We start from the raw sequence: 21,846 nt of genomic DNA on the forward strand, positions 1-21,846 counted from the left end.
AGCAGAGACCTTATGCGGCACAGACTATCTCCGCCAGCATCCGGCAATTCGCGGCTGGTGGCCCCTCTGGCCATCCTTCTGGCGGCCGGGATATTCGTTGTCGATACAATTGATCCATTTTCTGGAGCGGTAGCGGTCCTCTATGTGGTCGTTATTCTGCTCGCAGGTGCGGCCTTCCGTGGGCGTGGCATTGTCTTGTGTTCGTTCGGCTGTGCAGCGCTCACTTTGTTGAGCTTCTGGGTTGTTCACGGAGACGAAGCCAGTGGAGGCGCGCTCAGCCGCTGCCTCATGAGCATCTCGGCCATCGCCATTACCAGCCTTCTTGTCCTTAGAAACCAGTCGACCTCGACCGACCTTTCTGAAAAGGCCCAACTGCTCGATTTGACGCATGATGCGATTTTCGTACGCAGCATGGATGATCTGATCACTTATTGGAATCGTGGTGCTGAGGCCATTTACGGCTGGTCCGCCGAACACGCGGCGGGAAAGTCCAGCCATCAGTTCCTGCAGACCGTCTTTCCAACGAGAGTGAACGAGATCAATCGGGAACTTCTCAGTTCCGACCGCTGGGAAGGTGAGCTCTTGCACACGAAGCGGGACGGATCCGTCGTCGTCGTTTCAAGCCGATGGTCGCTGAAGAGGGATGCCGATGGAAAACCGTTGGCGGTGCTCGAAACGAATACGGACATCTCACAGCGCCGGCGAGCCGAAACCGAAGTGCTGAAGGCTCAGGCTGAACTCGCCCATGTGACACGTCTCACCACCTTGGGCGAATTGACCGCCTCGATCGCGCACGAGGTAAATCAGCCGCTTGCCGGCATCGTTATGAACGGCGAGGCGTCCCTACGATGGATCGATCGCGACAAGCCCGATCTGGATGAGATCCGCAGCGCGGTGATGCGGAGTATCGCTGACGCCCAACGCGCCAGCGGTATCGTCCATCGAATTAGGGCGTTGTCCAAGAAAGGCGACATCCAGATGGCCCTTGTCGACGTGAACGAAATCGTCAACGAGTCCCTCGTATTGGTGCGGCACGAGTTGGTTGCAAATCGTATCACCCTGAAACTGGATCTGGCTCACCGGCCGCTGCCCGCACTTGGCGACCGTATTCAGCTTCAACAGGTCCTGATCAATTTGTTGATCAACGGGATTCAGGCAATGGCCCCTTGTAAGAGCGACTTACGGGAAATTCTCGTCACGACGTCGATCGATGGATTAAATCAGCCAAATGTGAGGGTCCAAGATTCTGGACCAGGCATCGATCCCGATAGTGCCCGGCAATTGTTCAAGGCTTTTTTCACCACCAAGGCGGATGGAATAGGCATGGGGCTGTCGATCTGCCGGTCGATCATTGAGTCACACGGCGGCCGTGTGTGGATCGTGCCTAATCCAGGTGGTGGCGCAATATTCCAGTTCTCTCTGCCAGGCGTCGAAAAGGAATCCGGATGATGATCCGACGCCCTGTCTTTCCCTCCCAATCACAAGGCAACAACGGCGCCGTGCCCCCGACCGTTCTGGTCGTGGACGACGATCCGTCCTTACGTGAAGCTTTGAGCAGCCTCTTCCGATCTGTTGGTACGCGCGTCGAGCTCTTCGGTTCTGCTCCTGAACTGCTGAGCAGTCGGCTTCCCGACGGTCCGAGCTGCCTTGTGCTCGATGTCAGGCTGCCGGAGGTCAGCGGACTCGATTTTCAAACGCAGTTGGCCAAGGCAGGCGTTCATCTGCCGATCATTTTCATGACCGGTCACGGAGACATTCCGATGTCTGTGCGCGCAATGAAGGCCGGGGCTGTCGATTTCCTCACCAAGCCCTTCCGAGATCAGGATATTCTGGATGCAGTCGCCGGCGCACTGGAGCGCGACAGGCAACGAAGAGAGAGAGACCGCGCGCAGTCGGAACTGCAAAGCCTTCTGCGCACCCTGACCCCCCGGGAGCGTGAGGTAATGGCCTTTGTCGCGACTGGATTGATGAACAAGCAAATCGCTGGCGAGATGCAACTCAGTGAAATTACGGTGAAAATCCACCGCGGTCGCCTGATGAAGAAAATGGGTGCCAGAACTCTAGCCGACCTGGTGAAGATGGCCGGCGCCCTGGGGGTAGACGCTCCCGGGAAGTAAATTTGTTACACCTCTGTATAACTTTCGCTTTCACGATCGCAGGCGCAACCTCCGCTGAGAAACAGTCGTTGAAACAGCAATGCTTGGGTCATCGGCAAGCACGGAGGTAGTGAATTGACCCGTAACGCGATGATCTCGATCATCGACGACGATGAGTCCGTTCGACTTGCGACCGCAAGCCTTGTTAGATCGTTGGGTTTCATCGCATTTGCATTCGAATCGGCCGAGGATTTCCTAAATTCATCTAATCTGGAAAATACGTCGTGCTTGATCTGCGATATCCAGATGCCCGGAATGACAGGAATAGAGCTGCAGGATCATTTGATCGAACATGGCTATCACATACCGACCATTTTGATCACCGCCTTTCCCGAGGAACGTGTCCGCAAACGCGCTCGGGAAACGGGCACCATCGGCTTCTTCCGCAAGCCGTTGGATAGCCAGGCCATGATCAGCTGCATCGATTCTGTGCTTCATGGCACGCGCTAACGGCACCTGGGTGCACCTTCGCCCTTCAAGCGAACGAGCGCGGCAACAGCGGCAGCGTCGAACAGAGAAGCCAACGTCGAACGTCTATGGCGACTGATCTCCTGCGATGTAGGCAAGGAGTGCTTCATGGCACACGCAGCAATAACAAATTTTTCGAGCGAAAGCGGGCTTCACCGTTATCTCGACGCGATCAAACATTTCCCCATGCTGACGCAGGGGCAGGAACAAACGCTGGCGCAACGCTGGCGCGAGGACAACGATCCGCAGGCCGCTCACCAGCTGGTGGTGTCGCATCTTCGCCTCGTTGCCAAGGTTGCCATGCGCTATCGTGGATACGGGCTGCCGATGTCGGAGGTAATATCAGAGGGCAACATCGGTCTGATCAAGGCGATCAATCGCTTCGAACCGGAGCGCGGCTTTCGTTTGGCGACCTATGCGATCTGGTGGATCAAGGCGTCCATTCGCGAATATGTCCTGCGCTCCTGGTCACTGGTGAAGATCGGTACGACGCCCAATCAAAGAAAGTTGTTCTTCAATTTGCGGCGGCTCAAGGCTCGCCTATCGGCGCTGGACGACAATGACCTGCATCCAGATCAGGTGGAACTCATTGCAAGCGACCTTGGCGTGACGGAAAAAGAAGTTGTCTACATGAACAGCCGCATGGGCGGCGACAGATCGCTCAACGCGCCCCTGCAAGGTCAGCCCGAAAGCGAATGGCAAGATCTGCTGGTCGAGAGCGAGGACAACCAGGAGTACAGGCTTGTTCAGTTCGAGGAAGCCTCCAACCGGCGCAGGGCGCTGATCGACTCGCTTGGCGTGCTCAACGCGCGCGAACGGCGTATCCTCGAGGCGCGTCGGCTTGCGGATGACCCGAGGAGTTTGGCGGATCTCTCCAACGAATTCGGCGTTTCGCGCGAGCGTGTGCGCCAGATTGAGATGCGCGCCTTCGAAAAACTGCAAAATGCGGTGAAGGTTGTCTATGCGAAACGGGATGAAATCCAGACCGTTATCAGTGTGGAATAGATGGACGACGGTGCCGAATGACAGGACGGTCTGACCGGAGCGCAAATCGGCGCCTAGCAACACGTCTGCGCCCGCCTGGTTCCGGGAAATCGCAAAAACCAATAGGGCGATGCAGCCGGCCTTAAGCAATTCCGGCCGCTTCGTGTGAGCTGCCACGAGATGGCCGGCAATCGCGGAGCTGCGTACTCCGCACCCGCCAGGATCGAAGCGCTGCCCGCCCATAGGGCGAATTGCCGGCACTGCCATGCGATCAAAAAGCAATGTGTGTAGTTATAAGATATATATGCACCAAACAAGCGTATTATACTGAGAAATCTCTCCTGTATCTACATTAGATTCAGCTTTCGACGACTTAGAAAGCTTGAACTACAGGAGTTTATCATGAAAAAGACAACAACAATCTTGGCGACGATGCCCTGGGCGCAATGCTGGCGACCGGCTCGGCAACGATATCGATGGCGCACGGCGGTGGTGGCGGCGGTCACGGCGGAGGCTTTGGCGGCGGCGGCTTCGGCGGCGGCCATGCCGAAAGCATGGGTGGCGGTGGCCATTTCGGGGGCTTTGGCGGCGGCCATTTCGGAGGCTTTGGCGGTGAGCACGGCGTAGGCGTTGCCGGTGGCGGTCGTATCGCAGGCATGGGCGGTGAGGCGCATGTCCATGGCGTCCATGCCCGCGACGGCCACAGGTTCAGAAGAGGCCGCGGTTTCGGCAGTGATTATTATGACGACGGCTACTGCGGTTACCCGTATCCGTATCCATACGAAGGGTATCTCGGCTTTTACCCATATTGTCCGTGATCCACCACGCCTCTTCGAATCCGGACCCCACGGTGCCAGTGGGGCCCGGATTCGAACACCGAAGGATTTGCCTGGCCAGCCCGCCGAACCTCGGCCCGACTGGAATTTCGTTTCGCACCGCCGATATCACCATTCACCCAATGGGTCATGTTTATAGGTGCAAGATATACGCCTATCAAACATAGGCGTTATTTATAGAGCGCGGCACATGATTAATATATGTGTTGCTATAACAACCTCGTTTTCCCCAAAAGGAGCTTATCGTGAGAAAATCAACAACAACATTGGCGAAGATTACTTTAGGCATGGTGCTGGCGGTCGGCTCGGCGACGGTCTCCATGGCGCACGGCAACGGTAGCAATGGTCATGCCGTGGACTTTAGCAGTGGTGCCATTGGCAATCGCCAGCACCAGCACCCGCACCACAAGGTCCTTTTTAGCGACGGGGAATATCACTACCAGCCTTGGTGGAACTACGACACCGATGCTGCTTACTGCTCGTTCGATGCCGTAAATCAAAGTTACGATGGGCCCAGTGGAATGTGGCACTCTTGCCCGTGATCCAACCTCGCCGGCTGGAGGGGTTCGGATCGAAGCGGTTCAACGGTCAAGTCCGCCCATTGGGGGCTTGACCGATTTCCAACGCCATGATGAGACCCAGGAAGTGATCTAGCACCGGCTTTCAGCAAACTTTGACATGGTCATGCCGGTTTCCTTGCCTTCGAAGGTCGTTGAGCGCTGACTGGTGGCTCGGGCGGCGCGTTCGGATACGTCAATTCCCATCCGCCACCGAGCGCTTTGTACAATTTGACAAGGTCGATCGAGATGTTGGTCGTGCTCTGCGCGTGATCCTGTTCGGCCTGCAGCAATGTGCGTGCGGTGTCGAGCACGGTGGTGAACTCGGTGACTCCGTCATTGTAGCGGTCACGAGCCAGCGACAAGGCCTGTCGCAGATGCTCGGCCTGCCTGGCCAGTCGGGCGCGTCGCTGCCGTTCGGTGCGGTAGTCGATGAGGGCATCGACAACTTCGTGCCAGGCTCGCAACACCGTCCTGTGGTAGGCGATCGCCGCCTCGACCTGCTGGGCCTTGCGAAGTTCCAGTGTCGCCCTCAGCCGGCCACCCTGGAAAATCGGTATCGAAATGCTCGGGCCGAGATTGGTTGTGATCGCCCTGGCCGTCAACAGGCTCCCGACCTTGAGGGCGTCGAAGCCCACCGATCCATTCAGCTGAATGGATGGATAGAATTCGGCCACTGCCACGCCGATGTCGGCGGTGGCCGCGTGAAGCTGCGCTTCCGCGGCGCGAATGTCCGGGCGCCGGCGCGCGAGATCGGAAGGAATGCCGGCCGGAAACCGGGCAGGCATCGGCACCACCTGTTTGCCGGTCGCGAGTTCGCCGCGTAGCGCATCGGGCGGCAGATCGAGCAGAAAGCTCACTGCGTTGATCTGCTGCGCTTCCTGCTGTTGCAGGCTGGGCAACTGGGCACGGATGGCTTCGACCTGCGCGGCGGCGTTCTCGACGTCCAGACTGGTCGTCAAGCCTTTCTGCTGACGCGTTTGCGTCAGCTGCAAAATGTCCTGCTGGATCTTCAGATTGTGGTTGGCGATCCTGATCAGGGTTTGCGTGCCGCGCAGCTGGATGTAGTCGCGTGCGGTTTCAGCGAGGCTCGATACGAGCGCGTCACGCCGCTGTTCCTCGGAAAACTGAACCTGCGCATCCGCAGCTTCGACCTGGCGGCGGACATGCCCCCAAAGATCGAGTTCCCACGAAGCATCGAAACCGCTGGTAAACAGATCGGCCGGCTTTGCGGAAGAAATGCTCGGCGAACCAAGCAGACCATCGATCAGGCTGCCTTTGGCACTCACATCGCTAAGATTCTGATGCTGATATCTGGCGCTGCCATTCAGGTCAGGCAGTTGGGCGGAGGCCACGGCAGCGCGCTGAAAACGGCTTTCCGCGAGCCGGACGGTCGCGGTCTTCACATCGAGGTTGGCGTCGGCGACGCGCTGCATGAGCGAGGTAAGGGCCGCGTCTCGAAAGGCCTGCCACCAAGCGGGGTCGACGGGCTCGAGAACCGTCGCGCCGGATCCCTTGGAGTCCACCGGCGCAGTTGCCGCGCCGTCCGCAAACCAGCGTTTCGGCAAGTCCGGATCGGGCCGGACGAAATCCGGTCCGACAGTGCAACCTGCCAGCGCGAACATGGCTGAAATCGCTGTAACAGTGCGCAAATTTTGACCCATGATCAACCCGCGTGGTTGGCGCCCTCGCCATCGGCTGCCTTCTTGCCGGATAGCAGGAGGCAGAATGGAACGGCGAGGAAGGCGACAAAGGAGAAAAACAGAAAGACGTCTGAATAAGCGAGGACGGCAACTTGCGTCTGGAAGACCTGGTAGACCTTTCCAACCGCCATTCCATGGACCGATCCCGCGGCATGCCCCGTCGCCGTCAACGCACGTTCGTATTGATCAACCAGCGCGTCGTAGGGTTGGTGAAAGGGCGAGGCCCATTCCGACAGATAGGACTGCCGGATCTGGCTCCGCTCGGTGACGAGCGAGGTTGCGACGGAAATCCCTATCGAACCGGACACGTTGCGAACCATCGAAAAGAGGGCAGCCCCGTCGCCGCTCAGTTCGCGTGGCAAACTGAGATAGGTGGTCGTACTGATGGGTACGAACAAAAACGCCAGCGCGGCCGCCTGCAAGCTGCGCATCAGCACGAGTGTCGGGAAATCGATGTTCGGTGCCAAATGGCTCGAGAAGAAGAGCGCAAAGCCCATCACCAGAAAACCGGCCGCCACGACGAACCGCGTCTGGACGATTGTCATGAGGCGTCCAACCAACGGAATGAGGACGATGACGATGATGCCGCCTGGGGAAAGAATGAGCCCTGCCCAGGTTGCGGTATAGCCAAGGACCTGCTGCGCGAGTTGCGGGATGACGACGGCGCTCGCGTAGAGAATACTGCCCATCGCCGCGATCATTGCGCAGCCGGCGGTGAAATTCCTGTCCTTGAACACGTCGAGATTGACGATCGGTTTCTTGGCGATCAGCAGCCAGCCGATCGCGCCCGCGATTCCCAGGAAAGCGAGCAGCGCCATCAACACGATGAAGGGTGAACCGAACCAATCATCATCGGTGCCGCGATCCATCATGATCTGCAGGCATCCGAGACCAAGCGTGATGAGCGACAGGCCAATGTAGTCGAGCCCCCGCCCCTTCCTGTTCTTCACCCAAGGCGGATCTTCGACGAGTATAGCGTTCAAAAAAACCGCGAGGATGCCCACGGGTATGTTGATGAAGAAGATCCAGCGCCAGGTCGACTGATCGGTGATGAGGCCGCCCAGCGTCGGGCCGAGGACCGGGGCGACGACGGTTGCGATCGCCGTCACGCCGAATGCGGCCGCGCGCCTGGCCGGCGGGAACGTGTCCAGGATGATCGACTGCTGGCTCGGTTGCAGGCCGCCGCCAAAGAAACCCTGCAGCAGCCTGAAGACGATCAGCTCGCCCAGACTGGTCGACGTCCCGCACAAGAACGAGAAGACCGTGAACATCGTGATGCAGATCAGGAAATAACGTTTGCGCCCGAAGAGATCGCTCAGCCAGCCAGAAATGGTCAGCACGATCCCGTTTGCCACCAGGTAGGAGGTGAGCGCCCAGGTCGCCTCGTCATTGCTCGCCGACAGACTACCGGCGATGTGCGGCAAGGCAACATTGACAATCGTCGTGTCGAGGACTTCCATGAAAGCGGCAAGGGTCACCGAAACCGCGATGAGCCAGGGATTGTAGCGGGGCTTCCAGGTCGCGCTGGCCTCGGCTGGGGCGCTGCTCATCGAACCGATACCATCGGAACCACCGATATGCCGAGCGGCAGCGGACGCTTGGGATCGAGACCGCTGTCGATGACGATCTTGACCGGCACGCGTTGGACGATCTTTACGAAATTGCCGGTGGCGTTTTCGGGTGGGAAGGCGGTGAACTTCGAGCCGGACCCCATCTGGACACTGTCGACATGGCCACGCAGGTCGAGCCGAGGATAGGCATCCACGTCGATCTTTACGCTCTGGCCGGGCCGCAGACCATCAAGCTGGTTTTCCTTGAAGTTGGCCGTGATCCACACGTCCGGCGAAACGATCGAGAAAATCTGCTGCCCAGGCGTGACGTAGTTGCCCATTTCCACGTTGCGCCGGGTTATCCAGCCATCCTGCGGCGCCGTCACGACCGTCCAGGAGAGATTGAGTTCGGCTTGATCAAGCTGCGCTTGAGCCTGCTCTACTTGACCGTTCAGCTGTTCGACCTGCGCATCGCTCTCGCCGATGTGCTGCTCGACCGACGAACTCAGCTGAACCTGGGCTTCGGCTTGCATGACTTGCGCTTTGCTTTGGCGCAGCGCCGCCAACGCGGCATCGACCTCCTGCTGCGCCGTCGCGGCTTTCGGCAGAGTGCTCTGCCGGTCATAGTCGGCCTGCGCCTTTGTCAAATTGGCCTGTGCCGTCAACAATTGAGCCTGGGCCTGTTGGAACAGGGCGGGGAAATTCTTGCGAGAGATCTCGGTCGCCAGCCGTTCCCCGGCAGCTTGCGCCTTGGCGCTGTCCAGGGCCCCCTGCGCCCGGTTCCGCTCGCTCATGTAGGAGCGCGGATCGATATGGATCAGCGGATCACCCCTGTGGACATATTGGTTGTCAGTCACGTCCAGCGACACGACGAGGCCCGAAATCTGCGGCGCGATGGTGACAACCCGCCCATCGACATAGGCGTCATCCGTGCTCACCAAGTCGAGGTTCGCGTACCAGTAGTAGGACCCGCCGAGGACAAGAGCAGCCAGGACAATGAAACCGATGATGAAGACGGCTGGCCGGCGGTTCCGGTGACCAGTATCCGAGCCGCCTGGTCCGCCCGCGTGCTCGCTTGCGACGGTCACCTCGGGCTGCTCGTCCGCGGGCAGCGGACCTCCAGGAGCTGGTTGGCCATGATCGCCTTCACCAGGGCGGCTATCGGCGGTTGTGCGGTTCGGCGCGCGAGCGACCGCAAATGTCTCACCGATAGGGGCGCTTGCCGACGGCATCCCTGGCCCGCCGCTGCCTTGGCGGAGTACACTGATCCTGGCGGTCTGGGACATCGGGCGCCTCTCTCATACGAACTGACCTGAGACGTTCCCGATGTTGACGATTTCGCCTGTAGCGACCGCAGTCGGCCCGAGGCCGCTCACAGGCTTCGGCGGAAGCCAGCTTGCCACTCAGGAACTAGCGGTCACGGCTCTTTTCGACCCATGCGTTATTCGGGCAATTAGCTGTCTCTCCTTCTGTTAGATTAGAGTGTTGGCGATCACACGATCCATCCCACAAAGGTATACGAGAGCGCAGCATAAGTCTGAATGGCTCATACATTGGTTTGTAGCGGAGACTTCACCTTGCGGATGCGGTTATCGGACCCGCCAACACGAATCGCTACCGAACAACGAAGCTTGCCTCGCATCGTTGCACTTCACTGGAATTGCCGTCCGGATTTTCCTCGGCCTGGTCACCATCACCGGGACAGCCCAATGACGAGGAACCGTCAAATGCTCGGGGTCGGCGTGCGAATAGGGAAATCCAGCCGCCTTTACGGAAGAGCGCTTCCCCTCCATCTGGCATCCTCTCCGATCTGACCGGGCGAAATGCGTTCGAACGGCCCGACGACGCTCCTTTACGCATGCCTCACCTGGACACACACGAAACGACGGTAGTTCCAATGCGAAATGACAATGATGTTGCGATGCCATTCTTGCTGATCGCAATTGTAACGGCGCTGTTGTTCAGCGGACCGAGCCTGGCGCAGGTCAGCACGCCCGCAATAGGAATGACTTCACCCCTCTCCGCCGTTGGTTCGCCCCTCAATACGGTTGGTATCCCTCTGGGCGCGGTCGAACTCGATCCTGGTGGCTTGACCGCGCCTGGCTCGCCAACAACATCTGGCTCCATAGGCACGAGCAGTTCCGGGTGTACCAATGTCCTGGCGCCTGGTGTTCTGGCGTCACCTTCCGAAGTTGCCGGAACGACCGCCCTCTCCACTTTCGATGGCGGAGGCGTTGACGGAACCACGACCATGAGTGGGACGTCTGTGAACCCGATGCCTTCAACAGCATTGGGCACCTGCGGCACGACGGCATCGAGCGCGTCGCCTTCCGGCACCACATCGATACTGTCCACCACCACGGGCACATCGTCCGGGACATCGTCCACGGGTCTTGGGACCCCGGTTGGGATTCCGCTGGGGTCTTCGGAGCTCAGCAACTTGGGAGTGAGCCCGATGATTAGCATTCCAACACCCGATTTGGTCGATCCGGTGACAAGTCCACTGGTGACGGTTCCAACCTGCGGCAGCACGGGTGTGACAGGCACAAACACCTTGTCGGCGTCCGGCTGCTGAAAAAAGCGATCCCGTCTTTGTAGGAGCCTTCGATGCGCAAGCGCCCCGTCATTGTTGCCGCGCTGCTGATCTTGATCGGCGGCGTTGGGTTCGCAGCCAGGCACGTCTACGATCCCTCCGAACCTGCGGCGGCCTCTGTTCCTGCGCCGGCGGTTCCCGTCGTTGCCGGAAAAGTAGCCAGTCACGACGTGCCTATCTACCTTCGTGGAGTGGGAACGGTGATCGCCTACAACAACGTGGTGGTGCACAGCCTGATTTCAGGACCGATTACGAAGATCGCATTCACGCAAGGTCAGACAGTGAAAAAGGGCGATCTGCTGGCGCAGATCGATCCAGATCCCTATCAGGCACAAATCGATCAGATTGCCGCGACCCGTGATCGCGACAAGGCGCAACTCGTCAACGCGCAGGCAAATCTGGACCGCTACACGCCGCTACTGGCGAAAGGCTTCGCCACTTCCCAGCTGGTGGCCACGCAGAAGGCTCAAGTCATCCAGCTCCAGGCGACAATCAAGGCAGATGAGGCTCTGTTACAGGCCGCTCAGATCAATCTGAGCTACACCCGTCTGACCTCGCCGATCGACGGTGTAACGGGTATCCGGCAGATCGACGAAGGCAACATCATTCATCCGACCGATACTTTTGGTCTGGTCGACGTTGCGCAGATCCAACCGATCTCGTTGATCTTCACGCTGCCCGAGGAAGCCCTCCCTCAAATCCAGAAGCAGATGGCCAAGGGGCCGCTTACGGTCTTTGCGTACAGCCAGGACGACAAGACCAAGCTCGACGAAGGCAAACTCCTGCTTGTCGACAACCAGATCGTCCAGACGACAGGTACGATCCGCCTCCGGGCCACGTTTCCGAACGCTGGGAAGCAACTCTGGCCGGGCGCGCTCGTGAATGCGCGTTTGCTTGTTGATACCCGCAGTGGGGGGCTGACGATCGCCGGGTCGGCGGTGCAGCAAGGTCCGAACGGCTCCTATGTTTACGTGATCGCACCTGATGGAACCGCGCAGATGCGGCCTGTCACTGTCGCACAGCTGACCGGGGGACAAGCTCTCATCGATTCGGGTCTCAAGGCGAACGAAACTGTCGTGGTCGACGGACAGTACAGGCTCGCGCAGGGCACCCCCGTCCAAGTGCTCCAGGGCAAAGCCGCTGATGAAGCCGCCCTGCAAAGCGCAGTGCAGCAAGCGATCCCGTGAACATCTCGGCCCCCTTTATTCACCGGCCGATCGCGACAGGCCTGCTGATGGTGGGTTTGCTGCTGTGTGGGCTCGCTACCTATCAGCTTCTGCCGGTCGCATCCTTGCCGAACGTAAACTTTCCTACGATTCAGGTATCAGCGCAATTGCCCGGCGCCGATCCCGAAACCATGGCGTCGTCGGTAGCCACCCCGCTTGAGCAACAGATAAGCCAGCTCCCCGGCGTGACCCAGCTGACTTCGACCAGCGCGCTTGGTAGCACACAGCTCACCGTTCAGTTCGACCTCAGCCGGAGCGTCGACAGTGCGGCGGTTGACGTGCTGTCGGCGATCAATGCCGCCAGCCCCGATCTGCCGCTCGGCATCCCCTATCCGCCGACCATCCGCAAGGTTAATCCGGCGGATACGCCGATCCTGGTGCTCGCGCTGACATCCGATACCTTGCCGCTGACGACGGTCGATGCCTATGCGGAAAACATCCTGCTGCCGAAGATCTCGCAAATCTCCGGCGTCGGTCTTGTCGGCATTGGCGGCCAGCAGAAGCCGGCGATCCGTGTGCAGATCAATCCGCAAGCCGCCGCGGCCCGCGGCATTGGGCTTGAAGATGTTCGCAACGTGCTCGGCGAGGCCAATGTCGATATTGCGAAGGGCACGCTCAATAGTCCGCGTCAAACCTTCACGCTCAACACCAACGACCAGCTGCTCAAGCCTGACCCCTACAATGATATTGTCGTCGCCTATCGCAACGGCTCGCCTGTGCGCATCCGCGACATCGGCACCGCGATCGATGGGCCGGAGAACCACTTTGTAGCCGCGTGGTTCGACAAGAAGCCCGCTATCTTGCTGGCCATCCGGCGCCTGCCCGGTGCCAATGTGATCGAGACGGTCGGCCGCATTCAGGCTTTGTTGCCCCAGCTGCAAGCCTCGATCCCGCCCGGCATCAAGGTATCGGTCGTTTCAGACCGCACGCAAACCATTCGTGCCTCGGTCGCGGACGTTCAGTTCACATTGATGCTGACCATCGCTCTTGTGGTGATGGTGATCTTCCTGTTCCTGCGCAATTTCTGGGCAACAGTCATTCCCGCAGTAACCGTGCCCCTTTCGCTCGTCGGCACCTTTGCCGTGCTCTATGCGCTTGGTTACAGCCTCGATAATCTGTCGCTCATGGCCTTGTCGATCGCGGTCGGCTTCGTCGTCGACGATGCAGTCGTGGTAATCGAGAACATCGTCCGCCACGTCGAAGAGGGCCTCACACCGATGGAGGCTGCGCTAAAGGGCTCAAGCGAAATCGGCTTCACCATCATTTCGATTACGCTGTCGCTCATCGCGGTATTCATTCCGCTATTTCTGATGGGAGGCTATGTCGGCGAACTCTTCCAGGAATTCGCCGTGACGGTGAGCGTCTCACTAGTCCTGTCGCTGGTGATCTCGCTGACGCTAACGCCAATGATGTGTGCGCGCCTGCTCAAGAATGAGCCCAATGTCAGGCACGGGCGGCTCTACAATATTTGCGAAAGCGGCTTCGACGCGCTGCTTGGATTGTATGAACGGGGCCTAAAGATCGTCCTGCGGCACACTTTCATTACGCTGCTCGTCATGCTCGGAACGATTGCCGTCACTGGCTATCTCTACGTTGTCATCCCGAAGGGCTTTTTCCCGCAACAAGACACCGGCCTGATTATCGGCGTCACAGAGGCCGATCAGGATATCTCGTTCCCGGCTATGGCCGAGCGCCAGCAGGCGATAACCGACGTTGTGCTGGAGGATCCGGCGGTAGCTTCAGTCGGAGCCTCGATAGGAGCAACTGGCGGGAGCACACTCAATCGAGGGACGATGTACATTGCCTTGAAGCCCAACAACCAACGTGACGTCAGCGCCGATCAGGTGATCAGCCGGCTGTCATCCCAACTCGCCAAGACCCAAGGCATAGCGCTTTACATGCAAGCGGCGCAGGACATCACTGTCGGCGGTCGGGTTTCGAAGACGCAGTATCAATATACTCTGGCCGATGCCGATTCCAACGAGCTCAACCATTGGGCGCCGATCTTCCTCGACAAGCTTAAAAGCATGCCGGGAATCGTCGACGTCGCCACCGATCAGGAGAATGCAGGACCACTACTCGATGTGACCGTCAATCGCGAAGTCGCGTCGAGTTTCGGTATCCTTCCATCGACTATCGACAACACGCTCGATGATGCCTTCGGCCAGCGCATCGTCTCCACGATGTTTACCCAGCTCAACCAGTATCACGTCGTTCTCGAGGTCAGTCCGGAATTCCAGTACGGGCCCGAAGCGCTCAAGGATATCTATCTGAATTCCTCGACAGGGCAGCAGGTGCCGTTAAGCGCGCTGGTGACCAGCGTGACCAAGGCCGCGCCGATCGTGATCAATCATCAGGGCATGTTTCCGGCGGTCACGATCTCCTTCAACCTGAAACCCGGGGCGGCGCTCGGAAATGCGGTCGCCGCTATCCAGCAGTTCGAACGCGATGCCGGAAAGCCTGCTTCGCTTGCAACCAGCCTCCAGGGCAATGCGCAAGCCTTTCAGTCTGCGCTGTCAGGCACACCAATCCTGATCGGAGTGTCGCTGGTGGTGATCTACATCATCCTCGGAGTGCTCTACGAGAGCCTGATCCATCCGATTACCATTCTGTCGACACTGCCTTCAGCCGCCATCGGCGCCTTGTTGCTGCTGATGGTGGTCCATATGGACTTCAGCGTGATAGCGCTGATCGGCGTTATCCTGCTGATCGGCATCGTCAAGAAGAACGGCATCATGCTTGTCGACTTTGCGCTCCAGGTCGAGAGGAACGAAGGTCTCAGTCCACAGGAGTCGATCTACCGGGCTTGCACCATACGTTTCAGGCCGATCCTGATGACCACCATGGCGGCGATGCTGGGCGGCGTGCCGTTGATGCTGGGCACCGGCGCCGGATCGGAAATCCGCCAGCCGCTCGGCTACACGATCGTGGGTGGCTTGGTGCTGTCGCAAGTTCTCACGCTCTACACGACGCCGGTGGTCTACCTGTATCTTGAGCGGTTCGGCAAATTCCTGGGTGGCTTGCGAGGCGCAAAAACACCGCCCGTGGAACCCGAGCAGGGCGAACTCTTCTCCGAAACGACGCACCCAGCCGGCTAAGCGGAAGGGTCAGGTTCCGTTGTCAGGGGGTATGAAACAGTAGACGGTGTTCCCAGCCGCGCAAATGTGGGCTGTTTCGTTCCATGAGTAGGGGTGTTCAGGCACCCTTCTGGACGGCTCGATCGGCGTCCATACTCCGTTGAGTTTACCCCACCACTTTCCGCCCTCGAACTTGGCGACCGTTGGCCGACAGTCACCGCCGTGGCAGCATGAGCCACCCAGCGTGTTATGCATCCCCATGTAGATGTCGTGCCACTTCTCGTGCCCCTGGCCGTAGTTGCCCTCGGGGGAGCCAGCCGGGACGTGGGACGTGTGGTCCTGAGCCAGTGCGGGGCTGGCCACCAGCAGGAAAACCAGTGGGCGGAAGTCCATCGCTTAGCATCCTCCATTTGGTGTTGCGGGTTGTCTCGTCGAAACATCCCAGAGAGCAAAAGTAGTACTGGTGAGGTATTTTCACCTCACGCACGCAGTTTAGACATTTCATTCTTTGCTCCTTCTCTTTCCTGGAAGCATGCATAGGTTTTGCCATTGGCTTAAATCATCCACTGGTATGGTTGGGTAAGCTAATTGGTGAAACGGTTACTTATGGCGTCTTTTCGAGTGAGCATCAGACGGACATTCCTGGCAAGAACGGTGAACACTGTTAGGGCCGCGCGCGATCAGCGCTCGACACTTCGGCTTTGCATTGAAGCCAATTGAAGAAGCCAAGGACCGCGACGGGCGAAACTCGAACTAGAGCGGCGTTTGCGAAAGATATTTCTTCGCTTGGGCGCGACATTCGGCGCTCGACCACGAGGATTTCAATGCATGGCGCCCAGGAAGTCGATGCGACCCTACAAGTCCTCCGCCGGAGGTTGCGGGGTGCTGCGGGAGACCGGCCTGGCCCTCACGGGCAAGGCATCGCAATAGGCGCCGTCCGGCTCGGGTTCTCCTTACCCCTGGGTCGCGGTCGGCATGGTTCGGCGCCTGGCTCCGCAGTTGCTGCCGGCACGGGCCCGCTCGACTCGCCGGTGGTCGATGCGTTGTCGTGGCGCGTGTGTCTCGGTAAGTCGCGCTGGTTCGAACTCTTCGCTGTTATGGTGCCGCCCTGTCTTTTCGCCGTGCTCGCGGGCTGGACCACTGACGCCGGCGCAGGATCGTTTTTGATTTGCCTCGCCATCTATTCGGATGCGTTGATCGCCTTGCTCTGGTTTGTAGAGAAAGACGACGCCCAGATTGAACCGCCCCCGTCTCATCCGCGCCCCTGGCGGACGGTCCGATGCATGAGGGGCCAAGGGGATGATCGTCCGCAATTCCTGCAACCAGCGGATGTAGGCGAAACCCATGGACGACGAAGCGCTCGGCATCAGGCGCTTCGAGGTGATCAAGGCCAAATCCTGATCACCGTCGCCTTCAATTGTGAGCGCCTGGCCTGAAGGGTGAATTTTTCGGTAGGAGAGTGGTATGGCTAACCGGGCCTGGCACCTGAGGGTGCCCAGCTTCTTGTTCTTTCTCGTTGCAAGTTCGGAAGCGTCGGCGTCCTACGTTGGGGACCGTTTCTTTCCCTCTACCCTGGCGACCGTCGTTCCCACCCCGGCCGACTTCCTCAATTTTCCCCAATTGACGCAGTTGCCTGACACCGCCTCGCGCGAGGTCGACTTTCCTTTCTCCTACAGCAAGCTCATCACTCCGGATTGGTCGGTCTCGTTCACCGCGAACTACCGCATGATCGATCAGGGGAGCACACGGGCGGGCTTCGACAATCTGGTGCTTGGCACACAGTACGAACTCTATTCCAGTGCCGAGCACGAGTTCGTGCTCTCGGCAGGCGGCACGCTGGCGCTGGGCGGTACCGGGTCGTCCGACATTGCCAAGTCGTTCTCCACGCTGACGCCGACCGTTTACGTGGGCAAGGGCTTCGGCGATGTGTCGGACTCGATGGCATGGCTGCGCCCGGTCAATGTCACCGCGACCCTCGGAGTCGCACTGCCAACCGAATCCACCACCGTGACCGGTACCACCTCGGTCGACAACCCAGACATCCTGCAATGGGGCTTTGCCCTGGAATACAGCCTGCTCACCAATTCGCAATCCGCAGGCAAGGGGAATGCTCATCGCTTTGCCGAGGGTTTGGTGCCGCTGGTGGAATTTGCGATGCAGACGCCGCTGAACGGACCATCGGCTGGAGAGACCACGGGCACGATCAATCCTGGCGTCATCTGGGTGGGCGAGTACGCCCAACTCGGAGTGGAGGCGATCATTCCCATCAATGAGAGCTCGGGCCGCGACATCGGCGTGCGTGCACAACTCCACTTCTATCTCGGCAACATCTTTTCGAACGCGATCGGAAAGCCGATCTTCGACTGAGCGCGCGCCCGCGTTGTCGATGAACATGACCAGGATCCTTCGCGGTAGGCGAGGCCGCCATGCGAGGACTCGGAGCAATCGTGAGAGTCGACGACGAGGAACGCCTGGGTCTTACGCTCCGCATTGCTTCTTGTTGGCCGAATTATACTCCAAGGCCATGAAGATAACCAATTACATCCCCGTTGGATGTGTTTCGTATAGTGCCTCGAGACGTGTTTCGAAACCTATATATACACCGCCGGCCATGAGCGACAATTCTGTCGCCAATTCGAGTTTCGCCGGCTGCGCAACAGAACAACAGGTGAAACACATGAGCTCGCTCTCAATCGCGGCTGCAGTCGCGGCAGTCCTCCTGTCGACCGCTTGGGCCGCTGCAGCAGGTTCGCCTCCTGGACACACGCAGGCGAAGTTCGATCATGTCGAACGAAAAACGAACAGCAACCACTCATTGTTGCCGAGGCACGTTCAAGTACCGACAACCAGATCGGCCAAGAAGCCCGTATCGCAGCCCGATAACAACGGGGACGAGTATCCCTCGGCCGATTCCGGCCTGTTTTCGGGCATTAACGGGTTTTGATGACAAGGCCTCACGCGACGCGGTGATTGCGGTTGAGGCTACCTAGCGCGCCGTCGACTTGAGCTGGCCGCGCCCTCGACAGAGCTTGGCGAACCGCCGACGGTGCTGTCCATTCCTTCCTGTGCAGGACGTCGCGATGAGGCAGTCGAGTGCCATTTGCGGCGTCGGATCCTTGTCTACGAAATCGAGCGATGCATCGCGCCGCAAGCAAGTCGCGTCGCCGAAGGTGCCGACGCCGGCAACGCTTCGGCGACCGATCGTGAACCGGGTTCTGCCCGGGAGGCAGGAGGAAAAATGGGCCGATGACGGCATGTCATCGGCCCAAGAACTCGAGCGGTGAGAAACGCTCCCGGGGGGAAGAGCGCTCACAATCGATCAGCGGGCGAGGGAGGGAGAGGCCCGCAGGATCAATCTGGCACGAGTTGGAGCGCTGCCACGATGGTGGACGGAAATGGGATCGAAACCACCGACCGCAGCGCCGACCTACAACCTAGTGCCTTTTGCCGCCGGTGCTTCGTCGTTCTTGCCGACTTTGCATCCAGCTTGCGGATTTCGCGCGGAACGCCAAAAAATCCAGGCAATGCAGGGAACCTCATTCAAGATCATCAAGACGTGACGTCCAATAGCGCCAAATCGACCAATCACCTGGGATCGGCCGCAATTGAAGAACCCGCCAATTGGTCCGCGCGGCACAACCACCATTACTATCGATCGCGACGTCCAATCACAAACCAAAGTATGAGTAGTTTAAACCAATACTCTATAACCGCCGACGGATGTAGAATGGGATAAATCATCGCCGGCGCTTACGCTGACATCCGATGGGATAACCCGAAGGATGTGCGCCAAGCCATGTTGATGAATCCTGCCTCCAGTGACATCGATACACTCGCTATTGCTGCCTTCGCGGCCAATGCTCGGCGACCGGAGCAAATGGGACCATCCCTGTTGGCGGATTGGCGTGCTCTGTTCAACGGTGGAAAGGCACAACGCACCAACTCCGTGGCGCATGCGCAGTTCCGGCGCCGGGGCGCCGATGGGGCCGATTGCCGTGTCGAGATATCTTCAGCCGACGCCGTAAGCAGTCGCATGGCGATTTCGGATGGGATAGTTGCCGAGGTTGTCCAAGCCGCCGGCCATGACAAATTCGAATTCCGGTTTCGCGCGCCCATGCACTTGCTGGTGGTCTACGAGCAGGGCACGCGGCGAGACGGTGATACCTTCGTCGAAGGTTTACCTCGATCGAAACTGCGGGATTTTGGTCGCCGGCTTACCTTGGTGCCCGCCGGTCGCGAATATCTTGAATGGCATGCGCCGCGGACGTTTGCGCGTCTCATGTTTGTCTATCTTGATCCTGCCAAGCTGCAGGTTCCGTTCAACGCCGGGATGACAGATGTGACGTTCGCGGCGAAGCTTTTCTTTGAGGACGCAACGCTTTTGGGCACGGCCCTCAAACTGATGAGGTCGCTCGAAAGTCCAACCCCGGAAAATCGGCCCTACCTGGAAGCACTGGGCATCGTCCTGGCTCATGAGCTGATCCGTTTCCACGAGGGGGCGCCGAGAGCCGAACCTCAGCTTCGAGGCGGGCTTGCGGCTTGGCAGCAGCGGATAGTCACGGCACACATCGAGGCGCATTTGGGCGAACCCGTACCGCTCGCCACGCTCGCGCAGCTTGCCAGGTTGAGCCCATGCTATTTTTGCCGCGCCTTCAAGCTGTCTTTTGGGATGCCTCCGCATCGGTACCTTACCAGCCGTCGAATCGAGCATGCCAAGGGTCTCCTGGCGACGCGCGCTCATTCGGTGACGGACATCGGATTGACTGTCGGATATAGCGAAACCAGTTCATTCACGGCCGCTTTTCGCAAGGCGACTGGCTTGACGCCGAGTGCCTATCGGCGGAGCTTCGGATAGACCCTGGACGGCCGATCTGGGCTGCGAATTCCGCGGCTCGTCAAACTCGTCTGCTATGAAGCCAGCGGTCTTCGATCGAGACCTTGTGCTGGCTCTCATCTGCCATGTCCTTGACCGGAGATCTGGTTCTGGCGCAATGGCGGGCGCGGTTACCGCGCGCCCATTCCGCTTTTCCGCTTCGTTGCTATCGCCAAGGGAGCGCCAGGTCGGCGATCCGAGATCCCGTTACGGGCTTTGGCATCCGCATGTTTTATGTCAGCCATTGCCATATGGCACGGCGATGAAGGTCTGCTGTTCACCCCGCTTGACCAGCAGCAGAACCGCCTTCTTGCTGGATTTTGTCGCGGCGCTGATGGCCTGGCTCGTCTCCTCGGCAGTCTGTACCGGCACGCGATTGACCGAGACGATGATGTCGCCCAATTCAATGCCTGAGGTGGCTGCCGGCTGGTCCTGGTCGACACCCTCAACCACGGCGCCGCGCACCTGCGAAGGCACGTCCAGGGCCTGCCGGACGGCTTGATCGAGGTCACCAAGCGCCAGGCCGAGTGTTGGAAAACTGGAATGCGACGGATGGGAGGAGTTGACCACGGCCACCTGTTTGACGCTGTCGTCACTGCCACCGACGACCACCGACAACGCGACTGTCTTCCCATTGCGCCAAATGGACATCGTCTCCTTTTTCCCCGGCAAGAGATCTGCCACGGCTCGAGACAAGGTCTTGGGCTCCTTGATGGTTTGACCAGCAAATTCGGTGATGACGTCTCCGGTCTCGATGCCCGAATGAGCGGCGGGCGATCCATCGCCGACATAAGCGACTAAAGCACCTTCAGGCGTCGGCAGACCGAGGGCGTTGGCAAGGTCCATTGTAACCGCCTGCATCTCGATGCCGAGCTGCCCATGTTCAATCGAACCGTTCTTTACAAGCTTGGCGACTATCTTTCTTGCCTCATTGGAAGGGATCGCAAATCCGACGCCGACGCTGCCGCCATTGGGCGAGTAGATCGCGGTGTTGATACCCACGACAGCCCCGCTGGTGTTGACAAGAGGCCCACCTGAATTGCCGTGGTTGATCGGCGCGTCGATCTGGAGGAAATCATCGTAGGGACCGCTGTTGAGGTCGCGCCCGCGAGCGGAAACGATCCCCGCAGTGACTGTGGTTCCGATGCCGAACGGATTGCCAATCGCCAGAATTGGATCGCCTGCCCTGAGTCCGTCGGAATCACCCCAGCCAACAGTTGGGAGGGGCTTCCCAGCCTTTACCTTCAGGACCGCAAGGTCCGACTTTGCGTCGTGGCCGACAAGGGCCGCCGGCAGCTCGGTTCCATCGTCAAGCGTCACCATGATATCCAAAGCCCCGTCGACGACATGGTTGTTAGTGACGATGGTGCCGTCTGAGCTGATAATGAAGCCGGAACCAAGCGCCTCCGCCAGTTGCGTCGCTTCTTGCGGGGGTACCTTAGGCATCGGGATTCCTCGATTGCCGAAGAAATCCGGCAACCGCTCATCGGAAGACAGCCCGCTGTCTGAGCGCTGAGTTTGGTCATCGGGCGCCAATGAAGTTTTCATGGTCGACGTGATCGTCACCACCGCCGGCTTGTCGGCCGCCACGATCGTAGCATAGGAGATAGCCGAAGTGCCTATCGCGGAGGCGACCGAGGACGAGCCCACCTGTGTATCGGCCAAACTTGAATTTGGAGCGACCCCAGTGGCGAGCGGCGCTACCAAGACGGCGGAGCAGAGCAGCACCGCGCGGTGCCTGCGCAGGATGTTTAAAATTGACATGATCGTGATCCGAGCGAGGCTTTGGTCTTGGCGCCGTGGCGTGTTCCTCCTGGGAAACC

16 protein-coding genes are annotated in these 21,846 nt (G+C 59.2%); 9 read left to right on the forward strand and 7 right to left on the reverse strand.

The genetic code is table 11. The annotated features are described in order from the left end of the window. Positions 1-12 precede the first annotated feature (12 nt). From NKH95_RS01440 to rpoH, 4 genes are all read left to right on the forward strand, one after another. A complete protein-coding gene (locus tag NKH95_RS01440) occupies positions 13-1,449 on the forward strand; it encodes a sensor histidine kinase (RefSeq protein WP_352890679.1) in 1,437 nt (478 codons plus the stop codon). Next, positions 1,446-2,117: a response regulator transcription factor gene (locus tag NKH95_RS01445; RefSeq protein WP_502895150.1), complete on the forward strand. Its 672-nt coding sequence runs from the start codon at positions 1,446-1,448 to the stop codon at positions 2,115-2,117. Before NKH95_RS01440 ends, NKH95_RS01445 begins: the two co-directional genes overlap by 4 nt. Before the next feature lie 114 nt (positions 2,118-2,231). Further along, positions 2,232-2,606 carry a response regulator transcription factor gene (locus tag NKH95_RS01450; RefSeq protein WP_352890681.1) on the forward strand — a complete coding sequence of 125 codons (375 nt, stop codon included), beginning with the start codon at positions 2,232-2,234 and terminating at the stop codon, positions 2,604-2,606. Between the two features lie 126 nt (positions 2,607-2,732). Then, the gene (gene rpoH / locus NKH95_RS01455; RefSeq protein WP_352890683.1) at positions 2,733-3,629 is read left to right on the forward strand and encodes an RNA polymerase sigma factor RpoH; all 897 of its coding nucleotides are present in this window, start codon (positions 2,733-2,735) and stop codon (positions 3,627-3,629) included. A 326-nt stretch (positions 3,630-3,955) separates the two neighbouring features. Here rpoH and NKH95_RS01460 read toward each other — a convergent pair whose 3' ends face one another. Next, positions 3,956-4,297: a hypothetical protein gene (locus tag NKH95_RS01460; protein WP_352890685.1), complete on the reverse strand. Its 342-nt coding sequence runs from the start codon at positions 4,295-4,297 to the stop codon at positions 3,956-3,958. Between the two features lie 392 nt (positions 4,298-4,689). Between NKH95_RS01460 and NKH95_RS01465 the strand changes: the two genes are divergently transcribed. Then, positions 4,690-4,986 carry a hypothetical protein gene (locus tag NKH95_RS01465; RefSeq protein ID WP_352890687.1) on the forward strand — a complete coding sequence of 99 codons (297 nt, stop codon included), beginning with the start codon at positions 4,690-4,692 and terminating at the stop codon, positions 4,984-4,986. Between the two features lie 140 nt (positions 4,987-5,126). On the opposite strand, the gene NKH95_RS01470 is transcribed toward NKH95_RS01465, so the two are convergent. The 4 genes from NKH95_RS01470 to NKH95_RS01485 form a co-directional block, all read right to left on the reverse strand. After that, positions 5,127-6,626 (reverse strand): efflux transporter outer membrane subunit, encoded by a 1,500-nt coding sequence (locus tag NKH95_RS01470; protein WP_352890689.1) that lies wholly within the window; start codon positions 6,624-6,626, stop codon positions 5,127-5,129. 41 nt (positions 6,627-6,667) lie between these two features. Beyond that, entirely contained in the window at positions 6,668-8,254 is a 1,587-nt protein-coding gene (locus NKH95_RS01475; RefSeq protein WP_352890691.1) for a DHA2 family efflux MFS transporter permease subunit, read from the reverse strand. Further along, positions 8,251-9,540, reverse strand: coding sequence for an HlyD family secretion protein (locus NKH95_RS01480; protein ID WP_352890693.1), 1,290 nt, complete (start codon positions 9,538-9,540; stop codon positions 8,251-8,253). The genes NKH95_RS01475 and NKH95_RS01480 overlap by 4 nt, the downstream gene beginning before the upstream one ends. 577 nt (positions 9,541-10,117) lie before the next feature. Continuing rightward, a complete protein-coding gene (locus NKH95_RS01485) occupies positions 10,118-10,642 on the reverse strand; it encodes a hypothetical protein (RefSeq protein ID WP_352890695.1) in 525 nt (174 codons plus the stop codon). Between the two features lie 219 nt (positions 10,643-10,861). Between NKH95_RS01485 and NKH95_RS01490 the strand changes: the two genes are divergently transcribed. Further along, on the forward strand, positions 10,862-12,034 hold the full coding sequence (locus NKH95_RS01490) for an efflux RND transporter periplasmic adaptor subunit (RefSeq protein ID WP_352890697.1): 1,173 nt from the start codon (positions 10,862-10,864) through the stop codon (positions 12,032-12,034). Continuing rightward, a complete protein-coding gene (locus NKH95_RS01495) occupies positions 12,031-15,171 on the forward strand; it encodes an efflux RND transporter permease subunit (RefSeq protein ID WP_352890699.1) in 3,141 nt (1,046 codons plus the stop codon). Before NKH95_RS01490 ends, NKH95_RS01495 begins: the two co-directional genes overlap by 4 nt. A gap of 932 nt (positions 15,172-16,103) precedes the next feature. Here the strand turns inward: NKH95_RS01495 and NKH95_RS01500 are convergent. Beyond that, positions 16,104-16,538, reverse strand: a complete 435-nt coding sequence (locus tag NKH95_RS01500; protein ID WP_352890701.1) for a hypothetical protein — start codon at positions 16,536-16,538, stop codon at positions 16,104-16,106. 76 nt (positions 16,539-16,614) lie between these two features. Here NKH95_RS01500 and NKH95_RS01505 point away from each other — a divergent pair, with 76 nt between their 5' ends. Beyond that, positions 16,615-17,517 carry a hypothetical protein gene (locus NKH95_RS01505; protein WP_352890703.1) on the forward strand — a complete coding sequence of 301 codons (903 nt, stop codon included), beginning with the start codon at positions 16,615-16,617 and terminating at the stop codon, positions 17,515-17,517. Between the two features lie 1,429 nt (positions 17,518-18,946). After that, complete coding sequence (locus tag NKH95_RS01510; RefSeq protein WP_352890705.1) at positions 18,947-20,005, forward strand: AraC family transcriptional regulator; 1,059 nt, start codon at positions 18,947-18,949, stop codon at positions 20,003-20,005. A 255-nt stretch (positions 20,006-20,260) separates the two neighbouring features. Here NKH95_RS01510 and NKH95_RS01515 read toward each other — a convergent pair whose 3' ends face one another. Then, positions 20,261-21,787, reverse strand: coding sequence for a Do family serine endopeptidase (locus NKH95_RS01515; RefSeq protein ID WP_352890707.1), 1,527 nt, complete (start codon positions 21,785-21,787; stop codon positions 20,261-20,263). Between the last annotated feature and the right edge of the window lie 59 nt (positions 21,788-21,846).

This window comes from Mesorhizobium sp. M0848 (genome assembly GCF_040319805.1).
GTDB lineage: Bacteria > Pseudomonadota > Alphaproteobacteria > Rhizobiales > Rhizobiaceae > Mesorhizobium.